We start from the raw sequence: 14,274 nt of genomic DNA, 5'->3' as shown, positions 1-14,274 counted from the left end.
CTGGTCGCATGAAATTCACCCTCTCCTGGCTCAAGGATCATCTCGACACGACCGCGACGCTCGACGAGATCGCCTTCGCGCTGACCGACCTCGGGCTCGAAGTCGAGGGCGTGACGGACCCGGGCGCGGAGCTTGCCGCGTTCACCGTCGGCGAGGTGCTGGAGGCAAATCCGCATCCCGACGCCGACAAGCTGCGCGTCTGCCGCGTCGCGACCGCCCAGGGCGAGACGCAGATCGTCTGCGGCGCGCCGAATGCGCGGGCGGGGATTAAGGTCGTGGTCTCGAAGCCCGGCGACTACATTCCCGGCATCGACACCACGATCAAGGTCGGCAAGATCCGCGGTGTCGAGAGCTTCGGCATGATGCTTTCGGAGCGCGAGATGAAGCTCTCCGACGAGCATACCGGCATCCTCGAACTGCCGGCGGAGGCGCCGGTCGGCACGCCGGTCACCGAGGTCCTGAGCTTCGACCCGGTGATCGAGATCGCGGTGACGCCGAACCGGCCCGACGCGCTCGGCGTCGCGGGGATCGCGCGCGACCTCGCCGCCCGCGGGCTCGGAACCGTGACCACGCCGCCGGTCGAGCCTGTCCCGGGCGCCTTCCCCAATCCGGTCGGCGTCTATCTCGCGCCCGATGTCGTGAACGAGGCCTGCCCGCTCTTCGTCGGCCGGCTGATCCGGGGGGTGAGGAACGGCCCTTCGCCCAAATGGCTTCAGGACCGGCTGCGCGCCATCGGGTTGCGGCCGATCTCGGCGCTGGTCGACATCACCAATTACGTCACTTATGACCGCGGCCGCCCGCTGCATGTCTTCGACGCGGGCAAGGTCCATGGCGGCGCGCTGACCGTGCGGCTTGCGAAGCCGGGCGAGACGCTGCTGGCGCTCGACGGCAAGACCTATGCCTTCGACGGTTCGGAGACGGTGATCGCCGACCAGAAGGGCGTCGAGAGCATCGGCGGCATCATGGGCGGCGAGCGGTCCGGCTGCACCGCCGAGACGACGGATGTCTTCATCGAGGCCGCCTATTTCGACCCGGTCCGCACCGCGCGGACCGGACGGCGCCTGAAGATCAACAGCGACGCGCGCTACCGCTTCGACCGCGGCGTCGATCCGGAGTTTACCCGGCCCGGCGTCGAATTCGCGACCAAGCTGATCCTCGATCTCTGCGGCGGCGAGGCTTCGGAAACCTCGCTCTGGGGCGCGGTGCCGGATACGGCGCGCAGCTACACGCTCGACCCCGCGCGGGTGATCAGCCTCGTCGGCATGGAGATCCCGCGCGCCGAGCAGGTCCGCATCCTGAACGCGCTCGGCTTCGCGACCACTGATACGGGCGAGGGCGAAAAGCTGAGCGCCGCCGTGCCGCCCTGGCGCCCCGACGTGCAGGGCGAGGCCGATCTCATCGAGGAGGTGGCGCGCGTCGCTTCGCTGACGAAGCTCAAGGGCCAGCCGCTGCCGCGCCCGAGCGGCGTGGCGCGGCCGGTGCTAACACCCGCGCAGGTGCGCGAGGGGCGGGTCCGCCGGCGCATCGCGGCGCTCGGCTACAATGAATGCGTGACCTACAGCTTCATCGACCGCGAGGCGGCGGAACTCTTCGGCGGCGGAACCGAGGCGGTGCGGCTCGAAAACCCGATCAGTTCGGAGATGAGCCACCTGCGCCCCGACCTCATCCCCGGCCTCCTGCGCGCCGCGTCGCGCAATCAGGCGCGCGGCTTCGCGGATCTCGCGCTCTTCGAGGTCGGCGCGGTCTTCTCGGGCGGCGAACCGGAGGAGCAGTCGGCGATGGCGGCGGGCATCCGCGTCGGCCAGACCGCCCCGCGTGACACGCTCGGGAGCCGGCGGCCGGTGGACCTGCATGACGCCCGCGCCGACGCCGAGGCGGCTCTCGCCGCGCTCGGCCTGACCGCGACGCCGATGATCCAGCGGATCGCGCCGGGCTGGTTCCACCCCGGCCGTTCCGCCGCGCTGACGCTCGGGCCGAAGACCGTGCTCGCGGTCTTCGGCGAACTGCATCCCCGCGTGTCGCGGGCGCTCGATGTGAAGGGGCCCGCGGTCGCCTTCGCGGTCAATCTCGCCGCGGTGCCGATGCCCAGGAGCCGTGCCACCACCCGGCCCGCGCTCGCGATCTCGGACCTCCAGGCGGTCGAGCGCGACTTCGCCTTCGTGCTCGACGAGCGCGTGGAAGCGGAGACGGTGCTGCGCGCAGCCCGCGCCGCCGACAAGGCGCTCGTAGCCGAAGTGTCGGTTTTCGACATCTTCTCGGGACCACAGGCCGAGGCGCAGATGGGTCCGGGGAAGAAATCGATCGCGATCTCCGTCCGGCTGGAGCCGACCAGGGCGACCTTGACCGAGGCGGAAATAGCGGCAATCTCGGCCAAAGTGATCGCGGGCGTGACGAAGGCGACCGGCGGAACCCTGAGAAGCTGAGGTCTCGGACGGTCTCCTCGGGCGTTCCGGCGCCGCCAGGTTCCCTCCCGCGGTCCGACGGAGGGAAACTTGAGGAGATTGTCATGATCAAGGAATTCCGCGAATTCATCGCGCGCGGCAATGTCATGGATCTGGCCGTCGGTATCATTATCGGCGCCGCCTTCACTGCCATCGTTACCAGTCTCGTAAACGATCTCATAAATCCGCTGATCGGCCTCGTGATCGGCGGCATGGACTTTTCCGCCATGCAGATCGCCATCGGCGAGGGCGATCATCAGGCGACGTTCCGCTACGGCGCCTTCCTGACGGCGGTCATCAACTTCCTGATCATCGCCTGGGTTGTCTTCCTGCTGATCAAGGGGATCAACAAGGTGCAGAACATCGCCAAGCGGGATGATCCGGACGAGGGCAAGGATGTGCAGGAGGTGACGGCCCCGACCCAGGAAGAGCTGCTGGTCGAGATCCGTGACATCCTGAAGACCGACGTGGAAACCATCCGCGCCAGACCCTGAAACGCGCTGGAAACGCTGTCAGAAAAGGCTCTGGGCGAATAGCGCGGCGTAGAGCGTGGCCATGCCCGCGCCGATCGCCCAGAGCGCGTCGCGCTTCCAGGCGCCGACGACGAGGGCCGCCAGGGCGGCTGCGAGCCTCGGGCCGTCGAGCGCCCCGCCGGTCGCCGTCGGCCAGACGACGAGCGGTGCCACGAGGCCCGGCATCACCGCGACCGGCACATAGCGCAGGAGCCGGGTCGCCCAGCCGGGCAGCGGGCGGTCGCCGATCAGCCCGAGAAACGACAGCCGGATGAGATAGGTCCCGATCCCGAGCAGCAGGATCACGGTCCAGACGCGGGCATCCATGCTCATCGGCCCGCCTCCCGGCTCCGCCGCCGTTCCAGCAGGACCTCGACCCCCGCGCCCGTCGCCATCGCGAGCCCGGCCGCGATCAGGAGGCCGAGGTTGTAGGGGATGCCGGCGAGGACGAGCGCGGCCACGACCGAGACGAAGGCGGCCGCGAGATGAGGCAGGCTGCGGAGCGCCGGGGCGAAGAGCGCGATGAAGGTGATCGGCACCGCGAAGTCGAGTGCGAGCGAGGCCGGGATCGCGGTACCGGCCACCGCGCCGACCACGGAGAAGACATACCACCAGGGACATATCGCCGCGGCCGCGCCGAAGAAATGCGCCACCCGTTCCGTTGGAGTCATGCGCGCCCCGCCGTCGATTTTCGCCATCGTGACGCCATAGGTCTGGTCGACGAGGAAATAGGCGACGAGCGCGCGCGTCCAGAACGGCTGCGCCCCGATGAGCGGCGCGAGGCTCGCCGAATACATCGCCATCCGGAGGTTCACCGCGAGCGAGGTCAGGATGACGATCGCGAGCGGCGCGTTGTCGCCGAGCAGTTGCAGCGCGGTGAACTGCGAGGCGCCGGCGATCACGAAGACGCTCATCGACAGGATCTGCGCCAGATCCCATCCCGCCTCATGGGCTGCGACGCCGAAGAGCAGGGCGAAGGGCACGATGACCAGGACAAACGGAGCGCCATCGCGCAGCCCCCGCTTGAATGCCGACCAGGTCGCCGGGTGCATGGCGAAGATTCTCCTTGCTGAGCGTTGCGCGCCGCGCGAAACGGGGACGCTTCACGACCGCCGCCGCCCGCGTCTATCCCGAGGGCTCGGCGGGGTTCAATCCGTTTCCGGAATTGGAGAGCCCGTGTCCCCGAGATCCGCGCCCCCGCCACCCGTCCCCACGTCCCGTGCATCCGATGAGCCGATCTCGGCCGGCGAGCCTCTCGGCGGGGTGGTTCTGGCCGGTGGGCGGTCCTCGCGGTTCGGGTCCGACAAGATGCTCGCCGATCTCGGCGGGCGGCCGTTGATCTCGCACACGCTCGATCACCTCCGGCCGCAGGTCGCGGCGCTGGCGATCTCGGCGAACGGCGATCCGGCGCGTTTCGCGGCCTTTGGGCTCGCGGTGCTGCCCGATCCGGTGCCGGATCATCAGGGGCCGCTGGCGGGCGTGCTCGCCGGGCTCGACTGGGCGGCGGCGCGGGGCTTCAGGGCCATCGTGACGGCGGCGGGGGATACACCGGACTTTCCCGAGGATCTCGTGACCGCGCTGCGGGTCGCCGCCTATTCGAGCCGCGCGCATCTCGCGATCGCCTGTACGTTCGACGCGGGCGGGGTCGCGCCGCATCCGACCTTCGCCCTCTGGCCCGTCAGTCTGCGCGACGCGCTCGCCGAGGCGCTGGCCGCGGGCGAGCGCCGGGTCCGCGCCTTCGCCGAGGCGCGGGGAGCGACGCGCGCGATCTTCGAAGGGCGCGGCGCGGCCTGTTTTCACAACATCAACACGCCGGCCGACCTCGCGGCGGCCGAGACGGGGGTGGGGCGGTGAGGGTCTATGGCGTCACCGGCTGGAAGAACTCCGGCAAGACCACCCTGGTCGAGCGGCTCGTGGCGGAACTGACCGGCCGGGGCTTCACCGTCTCGACGATCAAGCACGCGCATCATGGCTTCGACGTCGACCAGCCCGGCAAGGACAGTCACCGCCACCGCGCGGCGGGCGCCGGACAGGTGCTCGTCGCCTCCGCGAAGCGCTGGGCGCTGATGACCGAACTGGAGCCGGGGGCGGGCGAGCCGCCGCTCTCCGGTCTGCTGGCCCGGCTCGATCCGGTCGATCTGGTTCTGGTCGAGGGCTACAAGCGCGACCGCCATCCGAAGATCGAGGCGCGTCGCGTCGATACGTCGCAGGATCTGATCGCGCAGGGCGACGAGACCATCGAAGCGATCGCCTCGGATGCGCCGCTCGCCGGAATCGGCCGGCCGGTCTTCGATCTCGACGACATTCCCGGCATCGCGGACTTCATTCTCGGCCAGGTCGGCCTGCCTGCGCGGGCATCGGCGGGGACATAGCCGCGCGAGTCCCCTTGCATGGCGGCTCCGGGAGTGGAATTGGAACGCGGTCGCGTCTCTTTATCCGGTTCCTGTTGTGTCCTCTCCCCTGCGTTCCTCCGCCGGCCGTCACACGACGGCCTTCTATGCGTCGTTCTTCATGGTCAGCGGCGTCTACATGCCGTTCTGGCCGCTCTGGCTTGCCAACTGGGGCCTGTCTCCGGCGCAGATCGGGCTTTTCACCTCGCTCGGGATCGGCATCCGCGTCGTCGCCGGGCTACTCATCCCCGCCCTCGCGGACCGGCTCGATTCGCGCCGGAACACGATCGTGGTCTGCTGCCTCTTCGGGGCGCTGATCCTGATCAGCCATCTCTGGATCAGCGACGCCCCGGTTCTCTTGCTCGCGACGCTCGCGACCGGCGCCTGCCTCGCCTCGATCGGCCCGATCGGCGAGGCGCTCGGGGTCGCGGCCGCGCGGTTCCACGGTTTCGGCTACGCGCCGGCGCGGGGGCTCGGCTCCGTGGGCTACATGATCGCCAACCTCGCCGTCGGCACGCTCATCGCGATCTACGACACGCAGGTCGCGCTCTGGTGGATGGTCGCCTGCTTTCTCGTCGCGGCGGTGCTGGTCAGGCGGCATCCCGGCGGCCGGCGGGTGCGGGGGCAGATCCCGCCGCGGATGGACGAGATCCGGGCGCTCGTCACCAATCCGGTCTTCTGCGTCTTCGTCGCGGCGCTCTCCTTCACGCAGGCGAGCCACGCGGTCTTCTACGCCTATGGCACGATCCACTGGACGAGCCTCGGCCTGTCGGAGGCGCGGATCGGCGCACTCTGGGCGGCGGGGGTCGGGGCCGAGATCGTCTTCATGATCACGATCGGCGGCGCGCTCGCGGGCCGGCTCGGGCCGGTGCGGGCGCTGGCGCTCTCGGGTCTCGCCGGCATCCTGCGCTGGGGCGGCATGATGTTCGATCCGACGGGCTGGACGCTCTGGCCCTTGATGGCGCTCCACGCCTTCACCTTCGCGATCGGCCATCTCGGGGCGATGGCCTTCATCACCCGCGCGATCCCGGCACGCTTCGGCGCCGCGGCGCAGGGCGCGGCGGCGGCGATGGCCGCGGGGCTGGTCCTGTCGCTCGCCACGGCGGGGGCGGCCTGGGCCTATCCCCGGTTCGGCGGGCTCACGTACGGGATCGGCCTCGGCATGTCGGTCGTGGGGCTGGTGATCTGCGTCCTTCTCGGGCGGCGCTGGAAAGGTCAGCCGCTCGCGGTCTGACGCGGCGCGAGGGCCGTTGGCCCCCGCGCCGGGTCGCGGTCACGGAACGGAAAGTCGCGGGGAAATCAGGCGAAGGAGATCGTCCGGATCTCGTAGGACCGGAGGCCGCCCGGGGTGCGGACTTCGACGCTGTCGCCTTCCTCCTTGCCGATCAGCGCGCGGGCGAGCGGCGACTTCATGTTCAGAAGTCCCGATTCGATGTCCGCCTCGGCCTCGCCGACGATCTGGTAGGTCTTCTCCTGGTCGGTCTCCTCGTCGAGGATCACCACGGTCGCGCCGAATTTCACCGGCCCGGAGAGCCGGCTCACATCGATCACGTCGCCGCGCGAGATGATGCCTTCGAGTTCCTTGATCCGGCCCTCGATGAAGCTCTGCCGCTCGCGCGCGGAATGATATTCGGCATTCTCGCTCAGGTCGCCATGTTCCCGGGCCTCGGCGATCGCGGCGATGATCGCCGGGCGGTCCTGCGATTTCAGTTTCTTCAATTCGGCGTCGAGCTTTGCGAAGCCCTTCGCGGTCAAGGGAATCTTTTCCATACGCGTTCTCCTCTCGCGCGCCCCCGCGGGGCGCGCGCGGTTCCCCTCCCAATATGCAATCAGGCCGACGCCCTTGGCATCGGCCTGAAGCGCGGCTCTCCGAGCCGCCTGGGAATGACCATATGTGGCGGAAACTGGCTCCGCAAGCGGGCTGACACGCGTCTGATTGACGTGGGCGGGTGGGCTGTTTACCCACGGTGACAGCAACGCGCCACAAAGGGGAGAGAAGACGATGTCCGAGATCGAACGCGAGTCGATGGAGTATGACGTCGTCATCGTCGGCGCCGGGCCGGCGGGACTCTCGGCCGCCATCAGGCTGAAGCAGATCGATCCGGAGCTTCAGGTCGTCGTGCTGGAGAAAGGCTCCGAGGTCGGGGCGCATATCCTCTCGGGCGCGGTGCTCGACCCGTCGGGCCTCGATGCGCTCATCCCCGACTGGCGCGAGCAGGGCGCCCCGATCAAGACCGAGGTCAAGGAGGATTTCTTCTACTTCCTCGGCGAAGGCGGCAAGTTCAAGATCCCGAGCTGGCCAATGCCGAAGTTCATGCACAACCACGGCAACTACATCGTCTCCATGGCCAATGTCTGCCGCTGGATGGCGGAGCAGGCCGAGGCGCTCGGAGTCGAGATCTTCCCGGGCATGGCGGCGAGCCAGCTCGTCTATGGCGAGAATGGCGAGGTGCGCGGCGTCGTCGCGGGCGAATTCGGGCGCGAGCCCGACGGAACCGCGGGGCCGGGCTACGAGCCGGGGATGGAACTGCTCGGCAAGTATGTCCTGATCGGCGAGGGCGTGCGCGGCTCGCTCGCGAAGGAGCTGATCGCGAAATACAATCTCTCCGACGGTCGGGAGCCGCAGAAGTTCGGCCTCGGCATGAAGGAGATCTGGGAGGTCAAGCCCGAGAATCACCACGAGGGACGGGTGATCCACACCATGGGCTGGCCGCTCGGCAAGAACGCCGGCGGCGGGTCGTTCATGTACCACCTGGAGAACAACCAGGTCTTCGTCGGCTTCGTGGTGCACCTGAACTACGAGAACCCGCACCTCTTCCCCTATATGGAATTCCAGCGGTTCAAGCATCATCCGCTGATCGCGGAGGTGCTGAAGGGCGGCAAGCGCGTCGCCTATGGCGCGCGGGCGATCACCGAGGGGGGGTGGCAATCGATGCCGAAGCTGACCTTCCCGGGCGGGGCGCTGCTCGGCTGCTCGGCGGGCATGGTGAACGTGCCGAGGATCAAGGGCAACCACAACGCGATGCTCTCGGGCAAGGCGGCGGCCGAGGCGGTGGCGGAGGCGATCAAGGCCGGACGCGCGGGCGATGAGGTCACCGCCTATTCGGACGATGTGCTGAACGGGCCGATCGCGAAGGATCTGAAGCCGGTCCGCAACGTGAAGCCGATGTGGTCGAAGCACGGCCTCACCGCCTCGCTGGTCTTCGGCGGGTTCGACATGTGGTGCAACTCGCTCTTCGGCAATTTCTCGCTCTTCGGCACGATGAAGCACGGCAAGACCGACGCGGCGGCGACGGGACGGGCGGAGCGGTTCGAGAAGATCGACTATCCGAAGCCCGATGGCGTCCTGAGCTTCGACCGGCTGACCAATGTCTCCTTCTCCTTCACCAACCACGCCGAGGAGCAGCCCTGCCATCTCCAGCTCAAGGACTCGCTGGTTCCGATCGAACTGAACCTGCCGCGTTACGATGAGCCGGCGCAGCGCTACTGCCCGGCGGGCGTCTACGAGGTGCTGCGCGACGACGACGGCTCGAACCCGCGGTTCCAGATCAATTTCCAGAACTGCGTCCACTGCAAGACCTGCGACATCAAGGACCCGGCGCAGAACATCAACTGGACGACGCCTCAGGGCGGTGACGGGCCGAACTACCCCAACATGTGATGGCGAAGGCCCGCGCAGGATCATGCCCGCGATTGCATGGCCCGGCCCAGCGGCATAGGGTCTTCGCCCGATAGATCCGGGAGAGCCGAGCATTGCCGACGATCACAGCGAAACTGGCCGCGGGCATCCTGACCGGCCTTCTCGTAGCGTCGCCGCTGACCCCGGCGGCGGCGGCCTCGCTGTCCGGAGCCTATCTCGCCGCGATGCAGGCCGATTTTCGTGACGATTACCGGGTCGCCGCGGAGTACTACGACCGGACTCTGGAGGCCGATCCGGAGAATTTCGCGCTGATGCAGAACGCGCTCGTCGCCCGCGTGGCGATCGGCGACATGGATGTGGCGGGCCCGCTTGCCGAAAGGCTCGCCGCGATCCAGCCCGACAATCAGCTCGCCGGTCTCGTGCGGCTCGCGACGGCGGTGCATGACGGCGATTTCGGCAAGGCCGATCAGATCCTCGCCTCGGCCGCGCCGCGGGTCTTCAATCCGCTCCTGGCCGGGCTCGTCGGCGGCTGGATCGAGGTCGGGCGCGAGGATTTCCCGGCCGCCCGGGCAAGGTTCGATGCGATGCGGGCCAATGAGGCGCTGCTGGCCTATGGGCAGTACCACAAGGCGCTGGCGCTCGCGATGGCGGGAGATTTCGTCTCCGCCGAGACGATCCTCGCGGGTGACGAGCGCGGGCCGTTGCACCTGACGCGCTCCGCGCTGATCGCCCACGCCGAGGTCCTCGCCCAGATCGGCGAGGAGCCGGAGGCGCTCGCGATTCTGGACGAGGCGCTCGCCGGCGGTCTGCCGGATGCGACGCTGATCGGGCTGCGCGACCGGATCGCCGCCGGCGACGAGGTGCCCTTCGAGCGCGTGACCGAGGCCCGCGACGGCGTGGCCGAGGCCTATCTGACGCTCGCCGAGGCGCTCAATACCGATGAGACCGAGCGGGTCTCGCTCCTGCACGCCCGGCTCGCCGCCTATATCCGGCCGGCGCTGATCGAGGCGGATCTGCTCGCGGCCGAGCTTTTCGAGAACGACGAGCGCTACGCGCTCGCGACCGAGGTTCTCTCCGACGTGCCGGAGGAGTCGCCCTGGTATGTGACGACCGAGATCCGCCGGGCCAGCACCCAGCGCGATTCCGGCGATGTCGAGGGCGGCATCGCCACGCTCTCGGCCCTGACCAGCACGCATGGCGATCAGGTCGAGGCGCAGTCCGCGCTCGGCGACGCCTATCGCTCCAACGAGCAGTTCGTCGAGGCGGTCGAGGCCTATACGCGGGCGATCGATCTGGTCGGCGATCCGCAGGCGATCCACTGGGTGCTGCATTACACGCGCGGAGTCGCCAACGAGCGCGCCGGACGCTGGGCCGATGCCGAGACTGATTTCCGCGAGGCGCTGCGCCTCTCGCCCGACCAGCCGCTGGTCCTGAACTACCTCGGTTATTCGCTGCTGGAGCAGGGGCGGGGCTATGACGAGGCGCTCGGCATGATCGAGCGCGCCGTCAAGGGCCAACCGGATGACGGCTATATCACCGACTCGCTCGGCTGGGCCTTCTACCGCCTCGGCCGCTACCAGGAGGCGGTGGCGCCGATGCTGCGCGCAGTCGAGCTGACGCCGGACGATCCGGTGATCAACGACCATCTCGGCGACGTGCTCTGGATGGTCGGCCGCAAGCGCGAGGCGGATTTCCAGTGGCACCGCGCGCTCTCCTTCGGACCGGCCGACGATCTCGACATGGACCGGGTGCGCCGCAAGCTCGATATCGGCCTCGACCGCGTGCTGACCGAGGAAAAGACCGCGTCGGACGGGTGAGCCTCATGATTCCCGCGGTGATCGAGCGCGCCCGCGCCAAGGTGAACCTGTGCCTGCATGTCACCGGCCGCCGGGCGGATGGCTATCACCTGCTCGACAGTCTGGTCGTCTTCGCCGAGGTGGCGGACGAGATCCGCGCCGCGCCGGCGGAGCGGCCCGCGCTCGCGGTCGAGGGGCCCTTCGCCGCGGGGCTCGGTGCCGGGCCGGACAATCTGGTCTCGCGCGCGGCGGCGCTCATGCCGGGCGGCGAGCGGGTGGCGCTGACGCTGACCAAGAACCTGCCGGTCGCGAGCGGTATCGGTGGCGGCTCGGCGGATGCCGCGGCGACCTTGCGCGCGCTGGCTCACCTCACCTCACGGCCTCTGCCCGAGGCGCGGGAGGTGCTGGCGCTCGGCGCCGATGTTCCCGTCTGCCTCGCGGGCAGGCCGACGCGGATGTCGGGGATCGGCGAGATCCTCAGCCCCGTATCGCTGCCCGGCTTCGCGATGGTGCTGGTCAATCCGGGCGTGGCCGTGCCGACCGGCGCGGTATTCGCGCGGCTTGCCCGGCGGGACAATCCGCCGCTGCCGGATGTGGAAGGGTTCGCGACGGCGGACGACCTTTTCGCCTGGCTGCTGGGGCGGCGGAACGATCTCGAAGCGCCGGCGGCTGAGGTCGCGCCGGTGATAGGCAGGGTCGTCTCGGCGCTCGCCTCTCGGCCGGGTTGCGCGCTGGCGCGCATGTCCGGGTCGGGTGCGACCGTCTTCGGGCTGTTCGAGCGGTTGGCGGAAGCCGAGGCGGCGGCGGCTGTGCTCCGGCGGGCGGAGCCGGGCTGGTGGGTTGTCGCGACCGGGGTCGCGGCTTCTCAGGTGGAGACCGGTCAGGTGGAGACCGGCTCGCCGACCTCATAGAGGCGCAGGTCGCGGTGGCCGATCCCGAGTTCGCTCCAGCTCGCCCGCCAGTCCCGCAGGTGATCGGAGGCGAAATGCCGGTTGAGCGCGGCGCGGTCGCACCAGAGTTCCCGCACATGGATCAGGCCGGGCGCGAAAAGGTCCTCGGCGTAAACGTAGTCCACGCAGCCGTCTTCCTCCCGGCTCGCCGCGACCATCCGCGACATGACCGGCCTTGCCGCGTCGAGCCGGTGGGCCGGTAGCCGGAAGGTGCCGACGAGCAGAAGCATGGTCCAGGAGATCCGTGTCAGGACATGCGCGTCACGACAGGCGCGTCACGACGGGCGCGTCATGACAGGCGGGCCACGACGAAATCGGCGAGGTCGTTCAGAATGTCCCGCAAACGCCCGGCCGGGACCGCCTCGAGCGCCGCGCGGGCACGGGCGGCGTAATCGTAGGCTGTCGCCCGCGTGCTCTCGAGCGTACCGTGGCGGCGCATGAGGTCGAGCGCGGTGTCGAGGTCGCCCTCGCGCTGGTCGCCCTTCTCGATGACCCGGACCCAGAAGGCGCGTTCCTCCGCGGCGGCGTTGGCATCGGCGGCGGCGATCGCGCGGATGACCGGCATCGTCATCTTCCGTTCGCGGAAGTCGTCGCCAGTGTTCTTGCCGAGCGCGGCGCTCGCCCCGCCGTAATCGAGGAGATCGTCGGCGATCTGGAAACTGATGCCGAGCGCGTCGCCATAGGCGCGCATCGCCGCGGCGACGGCGTCGTCGGCGCCCGCGATCACCGGCCCGACCTCGCTCGCGGCGGCGAAGAGCGCGGCGGTCTTGCCGCGGATCACCTGCAGATAGACGGGCTCGGTCGTGGCCAGGCTCTCGGCGCTCGCAAGCTGCAACACCTCACCCTCGGCGATCACCGCCGCCGCGTCGGAGAGGATGTGGAGCGCGCGGAGCGACCCGGTCTCCACCATGAGCTGGAACGAGCGGGCGAAGAGATAATCGCCGACCAGCACGCTCGACTTGTTGTCCCAGAGCAGATTGGCGGTCGGCCGGCCGCGGCGGCGGTCGCTCTCGTCCACGACGTCGTCATGCAGGAGCGTCGCGGTATGGATGAACTCGACCGTCGCGGCGAGCTTCACGTGATCGACACCCTCGTAGCCGCAGAGCCGCGCGGCGGCGAGCGTGAGCAGCGGCCGCAACCGCTTGCCGCCCGCCTCGACGAGATGCGCGGTGACCTCGGGAATGCGCGGCGCATGCTCGCTCGCCATCCGCTCACGGATCAGGGCGTTCACCGCCGTCATGTCGTCGGCCAGCGCGACCTGAAGTCGTTCGACCGGGTTCAGGATGGTACCGGGAGTATTCATGCCGGCATCCTCTCGACCGGGAGGCGCGCGCGCTCTAATCTCCGGTCGATGAAGGAAATCCTGCGCACGACAGACCCCACGATCATAGCTTTTTCCACCGCCTTGCTGCGCGCGGAGGATATAGACTGCTTTGTTCTGGACGTCCATATGAGCGTGCTGGAAGGCGGCATCGGTCTCTTTCCCAGGCGGCTGGTCGTGGCGGACCGCGATGCCTTTCGTGCGCGCGCGATCCTCGGCGACAACGAGGTGGAGGGGCTGGTCAGGCAATGACCGCGGGCCGCGACGGCGATCCCGGGGGCGATCTCGGGGGCGATTGCGAAGGGGAGCGCGAGACCGGAGCCCGATCGGGGAACGGGTCCGGCCGCGGGTCTGACATCGAGGCCCATACCGAGATCGAGTCCCCGCCCGAGTTCGATGCGGGGTCGAGCCTCGGACCGCTCAGCGAGGACGGCTTCCTCGGGGGGCGGTTGCGCATCCGGCAGCCCGTCTCGGGCTATCGCGCCGCGACCGATCCGGTGTTTCTCGCCGCCTTCACCCCGGCGGCGGCCGGCGAGCGCGTTCTGGAACTCGGCTGCGGCGCCGGCGTGGCGATCCTCTGCCTGGGCGCCCGGGTGCCGGGGCTCGTCCTGCACGGGCTGGAGCCGCAACCGGGCTATGCCGCGCTGGCGCGGGCAAACGCTGCGATGAACGCGGTCGCGCTCACCGTCCACGAGGGCGACCTGCGCCGCCCGCCCGCCGCGCTGACCGCGCTTCGCTTCGACCACGTGATCGCCAATCCGCCGTTCTACCCCGGCGGCGCTGTCACGGCGCCGCGCGATCCGGGGCGGCGGCGGGCGCATGTCGAGGAAGCCGGTCTCGGCGACTGGATCGGCGCGGGGTTGCGCCGCCTGCGCGACGGAGGCTGGCTCACGCTGATCCACCGGGCCGAGCGGCTCGGCGCCATCCTCGCGGCGCTGGAGGGGCGGGCGGGCTCGGCCCTCGTGCTTCCGCTCGCTCCACGCGCGGGACGGGTGGCCGGCCGGGTGCTGGTGCGGGCGCGCAAGGGCGCGGCCGGTCCGCTGGTGCTGGCCCCGCCGCTTGTGGTGCACCGCGGCGAATCGCATGGCGCGGACGCCGGCGGATACGGGCCCGAGGCCGAACGCGTACTTCGCGACGGCGCCGGATTGACGCCGACGGAAGTGGCGAAATCTCGCTAAATGTACGCGTCTCGGTGTAGAACGGGCATGGGACGCGCCCCGGAGC

Annotated in this window: 15 protein-coding genes; 10 read left to right on the top strand and 5 right to left on the bottom strand. The window is 69.5% G+C overall.

What is annotated here, in order from left to right; translation table 11 throughout:
• Nucleotides 1-8: 8 nt before the first annotated feature.
• Both pheT and mscL read left to right on the top strand, forming a co-directional pair.
• On the top strand, nt 9-2,423 hold the full coding sequence (gene pheT, locus ACLJK8_RS00410) for a phenylalanine--tRNA ligase subunit beta (protein WP_413147976.1): 2,415 nt from the start codon (nt 9-11) through the stop codon (nt 2,421-2,423).
• A 77-nt stretch (nt 2,424-2,500) separates the two neighbouring features.
• Complete coding sequence (mscL, locus tag ACLJK8_RS00405; protein WP_413148250.1) at nt 2,501-2,935, top strand: large-conductance mechanosensitive channel protein MscL; 435 nt, start codon at nt 2,501-2,503, stop codon at nt 2,933-2,935.
• An 18-nt stretch (nt 2,936-2,953) separates the two neighbouring features.
• Here the strand turns inward: mscL and ACLJK8_RS00400 are convergent, their stop codons facing one another.
• Nucleotides 2,954-3,286 carry an AzlD domain-containing protein gene (locus ACLJK8_RS00400; protein ID WP_413147975.1) on the bottom strand — a complete coding sequence of 111 codons (333 nt, stop codon included), beginning with the start codon at nt 3,284-3,286 and terminating at the stop codon, nt 2,954-2,956.
• The gene (locus tag ACLJK8_RS00395; protein ID WP_413147974.1) at nt 3,283-4,005 is read right to left on the bottom strand and encodes an AzlC family ABC transporter permease; all 723 of its coding nucleotides are present in this window, start codon (nt 4,003-4,005) and stop codon (nt 3,283-3,285) included. The genes ACLJK8_RS00400 and ACLJK8_RS00395 overlap by 4 nt, the downstream gene beginning before the upstream one ends.
• 124 nt (nt 4,006-4,129) lie before the next feature.
• On the opposite strand from ACLJK8_RS00395, the gene mobA reads away from it, so the two are divergent.
• The 3 genes from mobA to ACLJK8_RS00380 all read left to right on the top strand — a co-directional run bounded on the left by mobA (nt 4,130) and on the right by ACLJK8_RS00380 (nt 6,577).
• On the top strand, nt 4,130-4,807 hold the full coding sequence (mobA, locus tag ACLJK8_RS00390; RefSeq protein WP_413147973.1) for a molybdenum cofactor guanylyltransferase MobA: 678 nt from the start codon (nt 4,130-4,132) through the stop codon (nt 4,805-4,807).
• The gene (gene mobB / locus ACLJK8_RS00385) at nt 4,804-5,325 is read left to right on the top strand and encodes a molybdopterin-guanine dinucleotide biosynthesis protein B (protein ID WP_413147972.1); all 522 of its coding nucleotides are present in this window, start codon (nt 4,804-4,806) and stop codon (nt 5,323-5,325) included. Before mobA ends, mobB begins: the two co-directional genes overlap by 4 nt.
• 76 nt (nt 5,326-5,401) lie before the next feature.
• The gene (locus ACLJK8_RS00380) at nt 5,402-6,577 is read left to right on the top strand and encodes an MFS transporter (protein WP_413147971.1); all 1,176 of its coding nucleotides are present in this window, start codon (nt 5,402-5,404) and stop codon (nt 6,575-6,577) included.
• Between the two features lie 65 nt (nt 6,578-6,642).
• Here the strand turns inward: ACLJK8_RS00380 and greA are convergent, their stop codons facing one another.
• Nucleotides 6,643-7,113, bottom strand: coding sequence for a transcription elongation factor GreA (greA, locus tag ACLJK8_RS00375; protein WP_413147970.1), 471 nt, complete (start codon nt 7,111-7,113; stop codon nt 6,643-6,645).
• A gap of 232 nt (nt 7,114-7,345) precedes the next feature.
• On the opposite strand from greA, the gene ACLJK8_RS00370 reads away from it, so the two are divergent.
• The 3 genes from ACLJK8_RS00370 (at nt 7,346) to ACLJK8_RS00360 (ending at nt 11,690) form a co-directional block, all read left to right on the top strand.
• Nucleotides 7,346-9,004, top strand: coding sequence for a 4Fe-4S dicluster domain-containing protein (locus ACLJK8_RS00370; protein WP_413147969.1), 1,659 nt, complete (start codon nt 7,346-7,348; stop codon nt 9,002-9,004).
• Nucleotides 9,005-9,096: 92 nt separating this feature from the next.
• Entirely contained in the window at nt 9,097-10,800 is a 1,704-nt protein-coding gene (locus ACLJK8_RS00365) for a tetratricopeptide repeat protein (RefSeq protein WP_413147968.1), read from the top strand.
• A gap of 5 nt (nt 10,801-10,805) precedes the next feature.
• The gene (locus ACLJK8_RS00360) at nt 10,806-11,690 is read left to right on the top strand and encodes a 4-(cytidine 5'-diphospho)-2-C-methyl-D-erythritol kinase (protein WP_413147967.1); all 885 of its coding nucleotides are present in this window, start codon (nt 10,806-10,808) and stop codon (nt 11,688-11,690) included.
• On the opposite strand, the gene ACLJK8_RS00355 is transcribed toward ACLJK8_RS00360, so the two are convergent.
• Together ACLJK8_RS00355 and ACLJK8_RS00350 are read right to left on the bottom strand one after the other, a co-directional pair.
• Nucleotides 11,660-11,959, bottom strand: coding sequence for a putative quinol monooxygenase (locus ACLJK8_RS00355; RefSeq protein ID WP_413147966.1), 300 nt, complete (start codon nt 11,957-11,959; stop codon nt 11,660-11,662). The genes ACLJK8_RS00360 and ACLJK8_RS00355 overlap by 31 nt on opposite strands.
• Before the next feature lie 59 nt (nt 11,960-12,018).
• Nucleotides 12,019-13,032: a polyprenyl synthetase family protein gene (locus tag ACLJK8_RS00350; RefSeq protein WP_413147965.1), complete on the bottom strand. Its 1,014-nt coding sequence runs from the start codon at nt 13,030-13,032 to the stop codon at nt 12,019-12,021.
• Nucleotides 13,033-13,080: 48 nt separating this feature from the next.
• Between ACLJK8_RS00350 and ACLJK8_RS00345 the strand changes: the two genes are divergently transcribed.
• Together ACLJK8_RS00345 and ACLJK8_RS00340 are read left to right on the top strand one after the other, a co-directional pair.
• On the top strand, nt 13,081-13,302 hold the full coding sequence (locus ACLJK8_RS00345) for a DUF2007 domain-containing protein (protein ID WP_413147964.1): 222 nt from the start codon (nt 13,081-13,083) through the stop codon (nt 13,300-13,302).
• Nucleotides 13,299-14,228 (top strand): tRNA1(Val) (adenine(37)-N6)-methyltransferase, encoded by a 930-nt coding sequence (locus ACLJK8_RS00340; protein ID WP_413147963.1) that lies wholly within the window; start codon nt 13,299-13,301, stop codon nt 14,226-14,228. The genes ACLJK8_RS00345 and ACLJK8_RS00340 overlap by 4 nt, the downstream gene beginning before the upstream one ends.
• Nucleotides 14,229-14,274: the final 46 nt, after the last annotated feature.

The organism is Amaricoccus sp. W119 (genome assembly GCF_047275745.1).
Classification (GTDB): domain Bacteria; phylum Pseudomonadota; class Alphaproteobacteria; order Rhodobacterales; family Rhodobacteraceae; genus Amaricoccus.
This window is presented reverse-complemented; position numbering and strand designations above follow the sequence as displayed.

What these genes read in the sequence shown, in the direction of transcription:
- pheT (WP_413147976.1), top strand. Translation starts at nt 9, where the DNA reads ATGAAATTCACCCTCTCCTGGCTCAAGGATCATCTCGACACGACCGCG.
- ACLJK8_RS00400 (WP_413147975.1), bottom strand. Translation starts at nt 3,286, where the DNA reads ATGAGCATGGATGCCCGCGTCTGGACCGTGATCCTGCTGCTCGGGATC.
- ACLJK8_RS00395 (WP_413147974.1), bottom strand. Translation starts at nt 4,005, where the DNA reads ATGCACCCGGCGACCTGGTCGGCATTCAAGCGGGGGCTGCGCGATGGC.
- greA (WP_413147970.1), bottom strand. Translation starts at nt 7,113, where the DNA reads ATGGAAAAGATTCCCTTGACCGCGAAGGGCTTCGCAAAGCTCGACGCC.
- ACLJK8_RS00370 (WP_413147969.1), top strand. Translation starts at nt 7,346, where the DNA reads ATGTCCGAGATCGAACGCGAGTCGATGGAGTATGACGTCGTCATCGTC.
- ACLJK8_RS00360 (WP_413147967.1), top strand. Translation starts at nt 10,806, where the DNA reads ATGATTCCCGCGGTGATCGAGCGCGCCCGCGCCAAGGTGAACCTGTGC.
- ACLJK8_RS00355 (WP_413147966.1), bottom strand. Translation starts at nt 11,959, where the DNA reads ATGCTTCTGCTCGTCGGCACCTTCCGGCTACCGGCCCACCGGCTCGAC.
- ACLJK8_RS00350 (WP_413147965.1), bottom strand. Translation starts at nt 13,032, where the DNA reads ATGAATACTCCCGGTACCATCCTGAACCCGGTCGAACGACTTCAGGTC.
- ACLJK8_RS00345 (WP_413147964.1), top strand. Translation starts at nt 13,081, where the DNA reads ATGAAGGAAATCCTGCGCACGACAGACCCCACGATCATAGCTTTTTCC.
- ACLJK8_RS00340 (WP_413147963.1), top strand. Translation starts at nt 13,299, where the DNA reads ATGACCGCGGGCCGCGACGGCGATCCCGGGGGCGATCTCGGGGGCGAT.